The 14440-nt window shown below is 55.7% G+C and carries 14 protein-coding genes; 4 read left to right on the top strand and 10 right to left on the bottom strand.

Going from position 1 to position 14440, the window contains the following annotated elements:
- Nucleotides 1–9: 9 nt before the first annotated feature.
- From ACFQ14_RS11195 to ACFQ14_RS11185, 3 genes are all read left to right on the top strand, one after another.
- Nucleotides 10–1332 carry a bifunctional folylpolyglutamate synthase/dihydrofolate synthase gene (locus ACFQ14_RS11195; RefSeq protein WP_377212814.1) on the top strand — a complete coding sequence of 441 codons (1323 nt, stop codon included), beginning with the start codon at nucleotides 10–12 and terminating at the stop codon, nucleotides 1330–1332.
- Nucleotides 1333–1406: 74 nt separating this feature from the next.
- Nucleotides 1407–2096, top strand: a complete 690-nt coding sequence (locus ACFQ14_RS11190; RefSeq protein ID WP_377212813.1) for a Crp/Fnr family transcriptional regulator — start codon at nucleotides 1407–1409, stop codon at nucleotides 2094–2096.
- 78 nt (nucleotides 2097–2174) lie between these two features.
- Entirely contained in the window at nucleotides 2175–3092 is a 918-nt protein-coding gene (locus ACFQ14_RS11185) for a DMT family transporter (RefSeq protein ID WP_377212812.1), read from the top strand.
- On the opposite strand, the gene recR is transcribed toward ACFQ14_RS11185, so the two are convergent.
- The 10 genes from recR to ACFQ14_RS11135 all read right to left on the bottom strand — a co-directional run bounded on the left by recR (nucleotide 3089) and on the right by ACFQ14_RS11135 (nucleotide 13662).
- On the bottom strand, nucleotides 3089–3694 hold the full coding sequence (gene recR, locus ACFQ14_RS11180; RefSeq protein ID WP_377212811.1) for a recombination mediator RecR: 606 nt from the start codon (nucleotides 3692–3694) through the stop codon (nucleotides 3089–3091). The two genes, ACFQ14_RS11185 and recR, sit on opposite strands and share 4 nt — an antisense overlap.
- Nucleotides 3695–3766: 72 nt before the next feature.
- A complete protein-coding gene (locus tag ACFQ14_RS11175) occupies nucleotides 3767–4333 on the bottom strand; it encodes a NifU family protein (protein WP_377212810.1) in 567 nt (188 codons plus the stop codon).
- Between the two features lie 147 nt (nucleotides 4334–4480).
- Nucleotides 4481–5329 (bottom strand): fumarylacetoacetate hydrolase family protein, encoded by an 849-nt coding sequence (locus tag ACFQ14_RS11170; protein WP_377212809.1) that lies wholly within the window; start codon nucleotides 5327–5329, stop codon nucleotides 4481–4483.
- 62 nt (nucleotides 5330–5391) lie between these two features.
- A complete protein-coding gene (locus ACFQ14_RS11165) occupies nucleotides 5392–8610 on the bottom strand; it encodes a reductive dehalogenase (RefSeq protein ID WP_377212808.1) in 3219 nt (1072 codons plus the stop codon).
- Nucleotides 8611–8716: 106 nt separating this feature from the next.
- Nucleotides 8717–9217: a protein-tyrosine phosphatase family protein gene (locus ACFQ14_RS11160; protein ID WP_377212807.1), complete on the bottom strand. Its 501-nt coding sequence runs from the start codon at nucleotides 9215–9217 to the stop codon at nucleotides 8717–8719.
- Complete coding sequence (locus ACFQ14_RS11155) at nucleotides 9214–10068, bottom strand: D-amino-acid transaminase (protein WP_377212806.1); 855 nt, start codon at nucleotides 10066–10068, stop codon at nucleotides 9214–9216. Before ACFQ14_RS11155 ends, ACFQ14_RS11160 begins: the two co-directional genes overlap by 4 nt.
- A gap of 4 nt (nucleotides 10069–10072) precedes the next feature.
- Nucleotides 10073–11056 (bottom strand): N-acetyl-D-Glu racemase DgcA, encoded by a 984-nt coding sequence (gene dgcA, locus ACFQ14_RS11150; protein WP_377212805.1) that lies wholly within the window; start codon nucleotides 11054–11056, stop codon nucleotides 10073–10075.
- Complete coding sequence (dgcN, locus tag ACFQ14_RS11145) at nucleotides 11056–12054, bottom strand: N-acetyltransferase DgcN (protein WP_377212804.1); 999 nt, start codon at nucleotides 12052–12054, stop codon at nucleotides 11056–11058. Before dgcN ends, dgcA begins: the two co-directional genes overlap by 1 nt.
- Before the next feature lie 137 nt (nucleotides 12055–12191).
- Nucleotides 12192–13274, bottom strand: a complete 1083-nt coding sequence (locus tag ACFQ14_RS11140) for a Fic family protein (RefSeq protein WP_377212803.1) — start codon at nucleotides 13272–13274, stop codon at nucleotides 12192–12194.
- A 100-nt stretch (nucleotides 13275–13374) separates the two neighbouring features.
- Nucleotides 13375–13662, bottom strand: coding sequence for a polyhydroxyalkanoic acid system family protein (locus ACFQ14_RS11135; RefSeq protein ID WP_377212802.1), 288 nt, complete (start codon nucleotides 13660–13662; stop codon nucleotides 13375–13377).
- Between the two features lie 226 nt (nucleotides 13663–13888).
- Between ACFQ14_RS11135 and ACFQ14_RS11130 the strand changes: the two genes are divergently transcribed.
- Complete coding sequence (locus ACFQ14_RS11130) at nucleotides 13889–14380, top strand: (2Fe-2S)-binding protein (protein WP_377212801.1); 492 nt, start codon at nucleotides 13889–13891, stop codon at nucleotides 14378–14380.
- Nucleotides 14381–14440: the final 60 nt, after the last annotated feature.

Here is a 14440-nt window from a genome sequence, read left to right as displayed (position 1 = left end):
GCCCGCGCCATGACCAGTGCTGCCGAGCGCATTGAAGCGCTGATGCAAATTCACCCCAAGGGCTTCGATCTTTCGTTGGATCGAATGATGGGCCTGCTGGAAAAACTCGGCAATCCGCAAAACACCATGCCGCCGGTCATCCATTTTGCGGGAACCAACGGCAAAGGCTCGACCATCGCGTTCACTCGCGCGATTTTGGAAGCTGTGGGTCTTTCCGTCCACGTCCACACATCGCCCCATCTGGTCAATTGGCACGAGCGCTATCGCATGGGCCGCACGGGCGCATCGGGTGCATTGGTGGATGATGCGGTGTTTGCCGACGCTATCCGGCGTGTGGCCGAGGCCAATGGCGGCAAGCCGATAACGGTTTTTGAGGTGCTTTCGGCAGTCATGTTCGTTTTGTTCAGCGAACACGAAGCGGACGTCGCACTTGTTGAAGTTGGTCTTGGTGGACGGTTCGATGCAACCAACGTCATGGAACGCACGGATCTGTCAGTAATCACGCCCATATCGCTAGACCACGAGGCGTATCTTGGCGACACGATTGCGAAGATCGCGTTTGAAAAAGCGGGTATAATCAAACCCGGCGTTCCCGTGGTTGTGTCGGTACAAGAAGACGATGCACTGGATGTGATTGAACGTCAGGCGGCGCGTCAAAAGGCGGATGTAATCGCCGCAGGTCAACACTTTTCCGCCCAAGCGGAGGACGGACGGCTGGTATATCAGGGCGAGGATGTTCTGCTCGACCTTCCCCTGCCAAAAATGCAGGGCCGCCATCAGATCGAAAATGCGGCCACCGCTATCACTGCCTGTCGGCGCTTCGCTGCAGATCGTGGTTTTTCGTTGACGGATAAAGCCATAGAGCGAGGCATTGAGACCGCCTTTTGGCATGGCAGAATGCAATCTCTTGACCATGGCAAACTGGTTCAGGCCGCACCGGACGGCGCGGAAATCTGGCTGGATGGTGGGCACAATCCGGGTGCAGCGGTGGCGATTGCCGATTGGCTGGATGCTCGCAACCGCATCAGCCCGAAACCGCTGACGCTGATTTGCGGTATGCTGACGACAAAAGGCCCGAAGGGCTATTTCGACAATCTGGTGCGTTACCAGCCCGATGTAGTTTGCGTCCCGATCGTCTCCAGCGACGCGGGTGTGGAACCAAAAGCGTTAGCCGACGTGGCGCGCAGTTGCGGGCTTTCCGTTACAACAGCTCCCGATTTGGCAACTGCCTTGGCGTCAATCGAGCCTGCTGGTGAGCGGCGCATTCTGATTGCGGGGTCGCTCTATCTGGTTGGCGATGCGCTGGAGCAGAATGAAACTCCACCAAGCTGAATCCAATAAGTCTATTGACCGCAATGGCTTAGGATTCAAGAATAGTTTTTTATGGCTAATTCTTGGGTAACGCCATGCAGTCTCTTTCAGCGTTTTCGCTGTTTTCTGAACTCGATGAAACGCATATTCAAGCGCTCGATCAGCGGTGTACGTGGCGAAGCTACGAACCCAACGAACTGGTCATAGACTTTGAGGAAGACACCCGCGATGTTCGGTTTTTGACCGTTGGATGGGTGCGTATAATCTTGCGCATCGCTACCGGCAAAGAGATGATTTTGACCGAAATGAAGGATGGCGAGTTCTTCGGAGAAATTGCGGCTATCGACAATCATTCCCGCTCGGCCAACGTCACCGCGCTGAGCAAATGCCAATTATGCATTATGCCGCAAAATGTGTTTCTTGAACTTCTGGACAGCCATCGTTCGGTTAATCGTTCGGTGATGAGCATCCTGGCAAGTCGTGTTCGCTCGCTTAACACGCGTCTGGCAGAGCACTCGTTTTTGCAAACCAAACATCGGCTCTACTGCGAGCTCCTGCGCCTTTCAAAGCCGCGCATGGGACATGAAGGCCAGCGTTCTATCAGCCCCCCGCCAACGCAAAAGGAACTGGCCTCGCGCATTGGCACGCGGCGGGAAGTGGTATCCCGAGAGATTGCAAACATGAAGCGTTCCGGGGTTTTGGACAAAACCACCGGAGCGCTGGTTCTGACCGACGTGGCTAAACTCAACGCGATGATTTCTGCCGGATGGGCGGAGGCAGAATAGGACAAACGTCACGCGCTTGATTGCGCAACGTTTAGTAAAGGCCCTAGACTGCGCTTTGCTCTGAAGCGTGAGGCAACGGTGGACAAACCACTACCCAAATGGATGCTTTTTGCCTGCCTGCTGACCTTCGGGTTCCTGTGGGGTTGCACTGTTCCGGCTCAGAAAATCGCTGTTGAAACGGGCCATCATCCAATCGGAATGATTTTCTGGCAATTGGTGATTGCTGTGGTGCTGCTCACTCCTGTGGCCTTGATACGCGGCTCGAAACTGGTGCTGGACGCGCGGCATTTGAGGTTTTTTCTCTTCGTGGCTTTGTGCGGAACAATCGTCCCAAACTCATTTTCTCTCATCGCCAGTTTCCATCTCCCCGGCGGGGTGATGGCGTTGGCAATTGCAACTGTGCCCGTGTTCTCGTTGATGTTTGCAGTACTGTTGAGGATTGAGCAAATTCAGGCACGCAGATTATTGGGTGTTCTATGTGGTGCAGTGGCGGTTTCGCTGCTGATTGTTCCCGAAGCTAGCCTGCCAGATCCGTCGAAGTGGTTGTTCGTTTTCGTCGCGCTTATCGCACCGATTGCTTACGGACTGGAAGGCAATTACTTGGCACTGTCAAACCCGCCAGCCACCGGCCCAGTCGCGACTTTGCTTGGCGCTTCAATCTTGGGCGCATTGATTTGCGTGCCATTGGTGGTCGCTTTGGGAGCGTTTATCAATCCGGTTGAGATCGGTATGGGCCGGTCGGAGTGGGCCTTGTTTGCCTCCAGCGCTCTGCACGTTGCAGCGTATCTGGGGTATATCTGGCTCGTGTCACGCGCCGGGCCTGTCTTCACCAGCCAAGTCGCCTATATCGTCACACCTGCGGGCGTCGTTTTGAGCGCAATCGTTTTGGGCGAAACCCACTCGCCGTGGCTTTGGGCATCACTCGCCATCATGCTGCTAGCGCTAACATTGGTTCAGCCAAGGCGCAAAAAAGTTGCCGAGGCTGTAGCAGTCTAAAATTTGGTGCGAGAGCGCATGGCGGCTGAGAGCGTGCCCTCGTCCAAATAGTCCAACTCGCCACCGACAGGCACGCCGTGTGCCAAGCGGGAAATAGAGACGGTGAAGTCTTCCAACTGGTCCGTGATATAATGGGCGGTGGTTTGCCCTTCGACTGTGGCGTTGACGGCAATGACAATTTCTTTAACGCCGCCCTGCGCTACGCGGTCAACCAGTGCCGAAATCGTAAGATCTTCGGGCCCAACACCATCGAGCGGCGACAGCACACCGCCGAGCACATGGTAAGATGCGTTCAACACCGCAGCGCGTTCAAGCGCCCAGAGGTCGGAGACGTCTTCCACCACAATGATTGTGTTTCGGTCGCGGCGGTGGTCTGTGCACAGTGTGCAGGGATCGCTGGTATCGACATTGCCGCATGTGGAGCAGGTCACCACATTTTCCACCGCTTCCACCATCGCATCGGCAAGCGGCGCCATAAGCACATCTTTTTTCTTGATGAGATGGAGAGCCGCGCGGCGGGCCGAACGGGGGCCAAGGCCCGGCAAGCGGGCGAGCAGTTGTATTAACCGCTCAATTTCCTGGCCTGTTATGGAATCCGACATGGAGAAATCCGTTTGCGAGATTGTCCCTCAATGCCGGATTTGTTCACGCAATCCAAGCCCGAACGGACGGGCTTAGATCGCTTCGACGGCCTGCACTTCCGGGATGAAGTGTTTGAGCAGGTTTTGAATTCCGTGCTGCAATGTCGCCGTTGACGACGGGCAACCAGCGCACGCGCCACGCATGTGCAGGTAGACGTGGCCATCGCGGTAGCCGTGGAAAGTGATATCTCCGCCATCTTGCGCCACTGCCGGACGCACGCGCGTTTCGAGCAGTTCTTTGATGGTCGCAACGATCTCCTCAGAGCCTTCGTCGTTGACCTCTTCATCCAGATTCGGCTGTTCTGCCTGATCGGACAGCATGACGGGAGCGCCAGACATGAAGTGCTCCATGATACCGCCCAAAATGGCAGGCTTCAGGTGCGCCCAGTCTTTGTCTTCCGCCTTGGTGACAGTGACGAAATCAAAGCCGAAAAACACGCCGGTTACGCCATTGATTGCAAAAAGGTTGGCTGCGAGCGGGGAACGCTCCTCAGCGTCCTGTGCCGATTTGAAATCAAAAGGACCGTTTTGCACAACGGTCTCGCCGGGCAGAAATTTCAGCGTTGCTGGGTTTGGCGTCGCTTCGGTTTGGATGAACATTTCAGTCTCCGTGGAGCAAATCGGTTCGTGCAAATCGCACGTTGTTTGGAACGATTCCAAAATAGGGGCTTTGTAGCCGCCAATCAAGAAAACACTGCGCGGCGAATTGGACCTTTTTGGGTCCGATATCCCGCCGCGCAGCACACTTTATTTATCGCGCCGCACTTTCTGCTTTTGCTGGCCCAAACCTTCAATGCCCAGTTCCATCACATCGCCTTCTTTCAGGAAGACGGGCTTTGGTTTCATACCGAGGCCAACACCAGGGGGCGTGCCGGTAGAAATCACGTCGCCCGGGTGCAGCGTCATGAGTTGTGACAGGTGCTCGATGATTTCTGCAACGGTGAAAATCATCGTCTTGGTGCTGCCAGTCTGCATGCGCTTGCCGTTAACATCCAGCCACATGTCCAGACTTTGTGGGTCTTTCACTTCATCTTTCGTCACCAGCCAAGGGCCAGTCGGGCCAAACGTGTCGCAGCTTTTTCCTTTGGTCCATTGGCCGGTCAGTTCGGTCTGAAATTCGCGCTCGGAAACGTCGTTCACGACGCAATACCCTGCCACATAGTTCAGTGCCTTCTCTTTGGTCACGTATTTGCACTTGCGGCCGATCACGACCCCAAGCTCAACCTCCCAATCGCCCTTCTTGGAATTGCGGGGCAGATAAACGGGATCGTTTGCGCCCTGCACGGCCGAATTGGCCTTAAAGAACAGGATTGGGTGTTCGGGGATGGCGGCACCTGTCTCCGCCGCATGGTCGGAGTAGTTCAGCCCAATGCAGAGAAACTTACCAATGTTGCCGACGCAGGGACCGAAGCGCTGTTTGCCTTCAACCTTTTTCAGCTTTTTCGGGTTCAGCTCCCGCAGCATTTTCAGCGTCTTGGCGTCGAGCGTGTCGCCGGTGATGTCTTTCACCTTTTTCGACAGATCGCGCAGATTGCCCTCGTCATCAATCAGGCCCGGCTTTTCTTCTCCGGCCTTGCCGTATCGTACCAATTTCATGTCGTGTGATCCCCGTTGTTGTTTGGTCGCAACTTTTCCCAAAGCGCCGCGCGATGCAAGGGTTACAGGTCAATCTCTAGAACACCATCCGGCTCGGCAGCCCGGCTTTGGCACAAGATCATGCGGGTTTCGCGCTGCTTCTTCGACAGCACGAAATCGCGATGCTCCACCTCGCCAGCAATAACATCGCACTGACACACGCCACACAGGCCATCGGAGCATTTCACATCGACATGGATGCCAGCAGCCAACAGGGCATCGGTGGGCAGTTGATCGGCAGCGACGTGGACATCTTTGCCGCTCTTGACGAGACGGAGCGTGAAATCGTGGTTCACATAATCCGGTGCTTCGGGAACCGAGAAAAATTCCTTGTGCACCTGTTCATCGGGCCAACCCGCTTTTTCAGCCGCTTCCAAAATGGCGTTCATGTGACGGTCAGGCCCGCAAGTGTAGATGTGAACCCCATTCTGCGGCTTTGCCAGCAAAGCTGCCACATCAAGACGGGTTCCTTCGTCGGAGAAATGGAAAGTGATTTTGTCCCTCCACGGCACGGCGGCCAGATCGTCCATGAAAGAAGCGACCTCCCGGCTCTTGCAGGAATAGCGAAATTCAAAATCAGCCCTACGCGCGTGCATTTCATGCGCCATAGCGATCATCGGTGTAATGCCTATGCCGCCGCCAAGCAGAATGGTTTTCTTCGCGTCCTCCAGCAGATGGAAATGATTGATCGGGCGCGAAATGAAAACCGTGCGGCCTTGCGTGAAAATGCGGTGCATGAGGGCGGAGCCACCGCGTCCTTCGTCCTCGCGCAAAACCGCAATTTGATATTTTGAGCGATCAGCAGGGTCGCCCGACATCGAATATTGCCGCAAGAATTCGGGGGCAACGACGATATCCAGATGAGCGCCGGCGCTCCATTCCGGCAAGGGTGAACCGTCGAGGGTTTCGAACTCGTATTTGGTGATGTCAGGCGTCATTGCTTCTGCTTTGGACACTCGCACAGGAATCACAGGCGCGTCGCCATCGGGCAGATTGTAGACATGGCCGGATGGATTCTCCTCGCCCGCCTCTTTGCGCTTGCGGTATTCATCAGCGGATATCATCCGCTCATACGCCTCGATGCCCTTATCGCGATCCATCGGGAAGGGAAAGGGATATGGCGGCGGTGCGAGCGGGGCGGGGTAGACGGCGAGCGTCTGGTCTTCATATTTCAGATCGAGGTCTTTTTGCAGGTCGCGCTCGTTGAGCGGCTTGTCGGTGGGCGCGTAGTTCCCTTGCGGCTGAAGCTCCAGATCCCACCACCACTTTTTCGTCAGGTTAAGTCCGCCATTGCCCACCATGTCATCCAGCTTGGCCAGCACCGGCGCAGCCTTTGGCATGTTCATCGCCGCCCAGCGGAAGGGCGCTTCGGCAAACAGGCCCTCTAAGTTCCAAGGGCAGGTTTTCATGCAGCGTCCGCACATCGCGCCGCCTTCGGTTGTGATGCGGTAAGTGGCGCATTTCTGGCTGTCGGATTTCCAGATCTCATAGCCGTTGAACATCCGCTTCGGACCAGCTGTGATCGCTCCGGAGGGGCATTCGCGGGCGCACTTGTTGCAGCTTTCGCAGAACTTCTGCATGCCGAAATCAATCGGTTTGTCGTGGACCATCGGCATGGTGGTGGTCACCGCGCCGGACTTCAGACGCGGACCGAGATAGGGGTTGAGGATCACTTCACCGATGCGCGAAACCTCGCCGAGACCCGAGAGCAACAGAAGCGGCGGCTGCAACACTTCGCCATCCATCACCGAATGGGCCTTCGCGGAAAAACCAAGATTGCGGATGTGCTTGGCAACGACACCGCCAAGCAACGAGAAACGCAGATAAGCGCGCATGGATTGGGCGACCGAAATCCAGTCGTCGCCCGATGCGCCTTCCATTGTCTCGTAGCCTTGGTCGATAATCATCGAAATTGCTTGATCGTGCGGCGGGTCGATGGGGTCGCCGCGGGCATCGTGGGAATACCATGTCCAATCGGGACAGCGAGACAGGCCCACGGCATCCACGCCGAGGAAATAGCAGGCAGCCTTGATGTTGTCGGCATTGCGCTGTGCGTCACTTGCCAGCGGCGATGGTGTCTCAGCCCATGCGCCGTCTTGCAGCAAGACGAAAGCACCGAGAGCGCGGCGCTGGCCGGCTGACGGTGCGGCTTTGATCGCGTATTTGCCGCCGGTCGCATTGGCTTGAACGGCCTTGCCCATATCGCCAAACTGGGCACGGGCGAACATGTCGGCCCGTTTGGGCACACGGGCAACTTGGTCTTCGTCGATATAGGTCGTCGGCTTGTCCACGCGCTTGAGTTTCTCAAACGGGTGGGCACCCGCAACATAGTCTCGCTTGGCGAAGGGATCGCGGTTCAGTGCCGACTTGCCAGTGCCCTTGCCGTATTTCCAAGCAAAGCCGTTGACTACCGAACGCGGCTGCTCTGCGAAAGGCGCGAGTGTCCGGTCTGGCTTCATCTCGAAAGTGGTGGTGATGGCTGCTAAACCGAAGCGGGAGCCGAGGTAAGGATTGTGCAAGCCGTCGCTTTCCAATGTCGCCAAACCGGCTGCTACGGCCAGCGCGTTCAGGTTCACATCGCTCGTCGTGCCGCTGTGGCACCGCGCGTCGAAGCCAAGCGTGCGCAGGTAGTTTGCCATGACAGAGGCCGTCTCTGTAGCTCTCAAACACGCCCGGTGATCTTGAGCGTCCATGATCCATTCGCTCCCCGGTTCGTCAGGGCGCGGGTCTCGGTAATGCTCGTAGAGAAAAACGATAGCGTGGGTGTGATGGTCGCAATCGGTTGGCGGCGCGTCCATGGATTCCTTCAGGCTTGCCATGATCATGTCGATGCCTGCTGCCAGTGTTTTCGTCTGCTTGGTGCGCAGATCATTGGCTAGGCGCTCAATGTCGAGATTACGGGTTGGGGTTTGAAGAAATGTCTCTTTCGGCAGTTCGCAAACTCCGACCATCGAAGCGTCGGAGAAATAGCCGAAGCCTTTGATATGGTTTGCCCGCTCGGTCAGATCATCCGGCACGATGGAGCGGACTTTTGCTACCAGCCCATCGCGGATCGCATCCATCATCGCCTGATATTCGCCCATCGCGTTAACGATTGATTGCGGCTCGTTCGCGCGGTGGAACGAGAGCGGCGCAGGCACAGGAATATTGGCTATATCAGGCAGCCCGTCAGCGCGGGTCAGCCGCTCCAGCGGGTATGGGCCAAGATGGGGCGGACGGTCTTTAGTTGAGAAAAAGCGCATTTGGTCTGCCCCATGAACAATGCAGCAAACGTATCAGTGAGTGTGTTCTTCGCAAAGGTGCCGGATGCAATAGTTTCGCTGCGATCTACGGTTCGGGAAAACCAGTTTAAGGTTGCAACGGATTGAACCTGCGAATGAAGGCAACCTGCTCAATGGTCTCGGGGCACTTTTCTCCTCGCGCCGCGCTCACGTCTTTCATCGCTTGATCGGCTTGCCAACCATGGGCGATCAGCAAACATGAGGCGGTGGTTCCGGCGCGGCCAACGCCGCCAGCGCAGTGGAGGAAAACGTGCTTTCCACTGGCGAGTTTCTCGCTCAGGGCAGTGATCAGATTTTGGAAGGCACCCGCATCGGGAATGTCAAAATCGTCAACCGGAAAACGCTCAAACCCGATCCCGTTTTCGGCTAGCACCGCATCTTCATCAGCCAGACCGTAGCGCGCAACTTCGCTGTCTTCGATCAGCGAAACCACGTGATGCACGCCCGCCATCCGCAAGGCATCGCACCAATCGTCCAGCCCTTCCGCCATGGGTCTCGGCCCGATGGACACATGGCCGTTTCCAACCGGACCAACGGTAAAGACACCCTGCGCGCGTGCCCGCCTCAAACGGCCGCTTTCATGTTTTCTTCGATATAGAGTTCGCGCAGCTTGGCCGACACTTCACCCGGCTTGCCGGAGCCGACTTTCTTGCCGTCAATCTCGACAATCGGATTGGCAAAACCCGACGCAGAAGTGGCGAAAGCCTCGTCGGCTGCGTAGGCCTCGTCTACCGTGAAGGGTCGTTCCTCAACCTTCATCTGCAAAAGTTGCGCGCAGGCCAGAATGCTCTTGCGGGTGATGCCGTGGAGAATGTCGTTCGACAGGTGGCGGGTAATGATGGTGCCATCCTTCACGATATAGGCGTTGTTGGACGTGCCTTCGGTGACGAACCCGTCCTGCACCATCCACGCATCGTCCGCGCCACGCGCCTTGGCTTCCATCTTGGCAAGCGATGGGTAAAGCAGCTGCACGGTTTTGATATCGCGGCGACCCCACCGCAAGTCTTCCAGCGTGACAACTTTCAGGCCATTTTCCTCAACCGCAGTGCCGACAACCTTCTTCTCCTGCGTGAACATCACCAGCGTTGGCTTGGTGTCTTCCGGCGGGAAGGCGAAGTCCCGGTCGCCCGGATTGCCGCGTGTGTATTGCAGATAAATCATGCCTTGGTCGAGATTGTTGCGCTTGACCAGTTCACGGTGGATTTCCAGCATTTCAGGTTCATCCACTTTAATGTTCATCTTCAACTCATCGGCGGAACGCTGAAGACGCTTGATGTGACCGTCAAAGCCGATCAGCTTGCCGTCGACCACGGTTGTGACTTCGTAGATTCCATCGGCAAACAGAAAACCGCGATCAAAGATGGAAACGGTGGCTTCGTTTTCCGGCAGGTAATCGCCGTTCACATAGACAGTACGCATGAATCTAACCCCAAAGTTCAGGCCGTGGCGGGTGAACGCCGGCCTTGTCGAATTGCAGTGGTGTGGAACGATCTTCGGCCAGAAGCAGCGGTCCGTCCAGATCGGTATAGGCACAACCCTGCGCCACCAGTGTCGCAGGCGCCATGGCAAGCGATGAGCCGACCATGCAGCCGGTCATGATGGCAAAACCCTGTTTTTCGGCTTCGGCTTTCAGAAGCAGTGCTTCGGTCAGACCGCCGGTCTTGTCCAGCTTGATGTTGACCATATCGTATTTGCCCGCAAGGTCTGGCAGCGAAGCACGGTCGTGGCAGGATTCATCCGCACATACGGGCAGGACGCGCTTCAGACCGCGCAAGGATTCGTCCTCGCCCGCAGGCATAGGCTGTTCGACCATCTTCACGCCGAGCTCGACCAGAACAGGGGCCAGCGTGTTGTAGGTATCGGCGTCCCAACCCTCATTAGCATCAATGATGATGTCGGTCTTGGGCGCACCGGCGCGAACGGCCTCCAGCCGCGCCATGTCGCCCTCGCCGCCGAGCTTCACTTTCAAGAGCGGTCGCCATGAATGTTCAGCCGCCTTGGCTTTCATCACATCGGGCTCAGCCAGCGACAGCGTATAGGCCGTGATTTCCGGGCCGGGCGCGGGCAATCCTGCCAAGTCCCAAACCCGCTTGCCTGCCCGCTTGGCTTCTAGATCCCAAAGTGCGCAATCAAGCGCATTGCGAGCGGCACCGCCGTTAAGGCGATCTTGCAGGGCCGCACGGTCCAAACCATTGGCAAAGTCATTCGCCAAAGAATGGATCGTCTCGATCACGCCTTCGACCGTCTCGCCATACCGTCCATAAGGCACACTTTCGCCCATGCCCGTATGCGTGCCATCAGTGAGCGAAACCGTCACGACCCGCGCTTGCGTGCGCGAGCCTCGAGAAATGGTGAATACTTCGGCGAGCGCGAAGACGGTTTCTTCTACAGTGAGAGTAAGATGCATCAGGCGACCAAAGCATCCACCAAACGCTCCGCACCATGGCGGAAAGGATCAACTGTAGGCAGACCCATTCTGGCTTCAGTTTCCGCGCAAAGCGCCTTGGCGTCTTCTTCCGATAAATGTTGTGTATTGATAGAGATACCAACCACCTTCACATCTGGATTCACCACTCGCGCCATAATCAGCGCCGTGTCGCGCAACTCTTCCAGCGAAGGTTGCTGATAATCCGGCAGGCCGCGCATGTGTTCGCGGGTTGGCTCGTGGCACAGAACCAGCGCATCTGGTTGGCCGCCGTGGATCAGCGCCAGCGTCACGCCAGAGTAAGATGCATGGTAAAGCGACCCTTGGCCTTCAATGAGATCCCAATGGTCTTCATCGTTGTCCGGTGTGAGCCATTCGATCGATCCGGCCATGAAGTCCGCGATCACCGCATCCAGCGGCACGCCGCTGCCCGTGACCAAAATTCCGGTCTGGCCAGTCGCGCGGAATGTGGCTTTCATGTTCCGTTCGCGCATCACTTTTTCCATGCAAAGCGCGGTATACATTTTACCGACCGAACAATCCGTGCCAACAGCCAGACAGCGCTTGCCCGCGCGCTTCACACCACTGGCGATGGGATAAGCAATCGTCGGCACGCGCACATCGTGCAGTGTGCGCTCGTTCATATCGGCAACCGATACGAGATCTTGCTCATCCCGCAACAGGTTGTGCAGACCGGATGCGATATCGAAGCCCTTCTCAAGCGCCTCTTTCAGCACTGCACGCCAGGAATCCGAAATGTAGCCACCACGGTTTGCAACGCCGATGACTAGCGTTTTCGCACCGGCGGCCAGAGCCTCGTCCAGCGTCATGTCTGTCAGCCCCATATCGGCGTTGCAGCCGTCCATGCGGTATTGACCAACGCACAATTCAGGACGCCAATCCTTGATGCCCTGAGCGACCTTGGCCGCCAAACGGTCCGGCGCATCGCCTAGGAAAAGAAGATAGGGAGTTTCGATCATAAAGAAGGCCCTTTGCTGGATATACGCAAAACATCTCAGGTGATGCGTGATTTACAGTTCTCCAGCCTACGAAGGCAACGCCCAAAAGTCGTGGTGCTACGGGATGAGGCGAACTGGACTCAGCGGCGTGGAGCAAGCTAGCTACGATCAACTGCCAACAGCTCAAAGAGGGCCATGTTAACGTAATAATTGTTACGGCCTTCAGTCATTTTTTCTACTCGCAATTCGGGATCGGCAGCTAGTCTTTCAAGGTATGATGTTGCCGTTGGTCGTGAGACGTTGAGTTCAGTCATGACAAACTCAATTCGGGTATAGGGGTGGCGGAATAGATTATTCACCAGATCCTGCGAATAGACCTTAGGATGGTTTTGCCGGATGAGCCGTTTGAAATCGGCCATGAGTTTTCGGATGCCTTCGATCAATTCAAGCGTTAGTTTTGCCGTATCATCAACAATGTTGAGCAAATACACGACCCAATCTTCCCATGCGTTGTCCTCTCGAACCGCTTGGAGAAGCCTATAGTATTCACCTTTTGATCGGTTGATCCCTCGGCTCATATATAAAATGGGCGTTCCTAGGAGCCCAGCCTTGGTAAGGTAGAGGACATTTAGCATGCGGCCTACGCGGCCATTGCCATCAGGAAAAGGGTGAATGCTCTCAAACTGATGATGGACAATTGCCATCTTGATAAGCGGATCAAGGTCATCTTCTTGATTAATATAAGCTTCAAGCTCGCTCATTCGATCCGCAACCTCAGAAGGAATTTGAGGGGGCACATAGATTATATCGCCGTTGTTGTTTGTGAGAGCTGTTCCCGGCAAAGTTCTGAAACCATCATTGCGGTTTTTGAGCATTCGAAACATTTCAATAATTGTGCGGTTAGTAATAAGCCCAGTGTCGGTCAATGCATTAAAGCCATGGCGCATGGCGTCCCGATACATAGCTACCTCTTTTGCGGGGCCTGCTAATGCGATGTCTTTTTCAGGTGCGCCTTTGAACAACTCATCGTTGGTGGTTACGATGTTTTCAATTTCCGAACTGTCTTTGGCTTCCTGCAAAGACAGTGTGTCGATCAAAATAGCTTGGTTGGGTATGACAGGCGCACGGCCTTTGACCTCAGCTAGACTGCGAGAGGCATTTTTCAGCGCTTTCAAGACCGTCAGCGTCTCAAAATCGAGGGTTAGCGGTAAGCTTGGGATTGTGTAAGTTTCTTTCAACATCGATTTTATATGCAAAGATTCCCTAATTTTCTTTACATATAGCCCGACCATCGCAAAATTTCGACCGTTTTCTTTGCATGAATGCGATACAGATAATCGCTCACTTTTTCTCCAGCAACAGTTTCGTGCCTTGCGCCAGTTTTTCTTTCACGGTGCCAGACAGCTTGGCCAGCAGCCAAGGCAGGTCGACTTCGATGTGAACCTTGTCATCCATAACGGTCAGCCGTCCGCTAAGCTTTTGGCCCATGGCTCCGGCGGTGAAACTCATTATGTCGCCATCCCAAGACTGTTCCACCGCAACGCCCTTGCCACCGATCTGTTCTTGAACTTTCGCGAATCCCTTGTCGATTTTCTCGTGTGCGCCCTCTTTGGTGAGTTTGTGCGGCACATTGACGGTGATTTTTTCGCTCGTTTGGTTTGTCCTTGGTCGGCCTCTTCTCGTTCAAGTGGGTATGCAGAAAGGTTTTTTCAAACTGTAGGCCACCATCGCCCCGCCGCGACACATCAAGCCCTTGCCAGCAAGCAAAAGACAACCATACACTCCGCATGGAGGAATTGGTTGTAGCGCGGTTTACCCGTTGGCAACCCCGTGTATCACAGGGAGAGACTTACATATGTCCAAAGTAGAAATCACCGTGAACGGCAAGGCGACTTCCGCCAATGTCGAAGACCGGATGTTGCTGGTTGATTATATCCGCGAACAGCGCAACCTGACAGGAACCCATGTTGGCTGCGACACATCGCAGTGTGGCGCTTGCGTGGTGCATATTGATGGCAAGGCCGTCAAATCCTGCACCGTGCTGGCCGTGCAAGCCTCAGGCAGCGAAGTAACGACGATTGAAGGTCTGGCAGGAAACGATGATCTGCACCCGATGCAGGCTGCGTTCCGCGAAAACCACGGCCTACAATGTGGTTTCTGCACACCGGGCATGATTATGGCCGCCGTTGATATGGTGAACCGTCATGGTCCCAATCTCGACGAAAAGACAATCCGCGCCGAGCTTGAAGGCAATATCTGCCGCTGCACGGGCTACCACAACATCGTCAAATCAATCGCCGCTGGCGCTGCTGCCATGGGCGAAAGCGCTAAACAGGCTGCTGAATAAGTTTTGTAAATGACAAGACGGGCAAGCCCCGTCCGGCGCCAGTTGCGCCGCCCCCGCGGA

It is taken from the genome of Pseudahrensia aquimaris (assembly GCF_042676045.1).
GTDB classification, from domain to species: Bacteria; Pseudomonadota; Alphaproteobacteria; order Rhizobiales; family Rhizobiaceae; genus Pseudahrensia; species Pseudahrensia aquimaris.
This window is presented reverse-complemented; position numbering and strand designations above follow the sequence as displayed.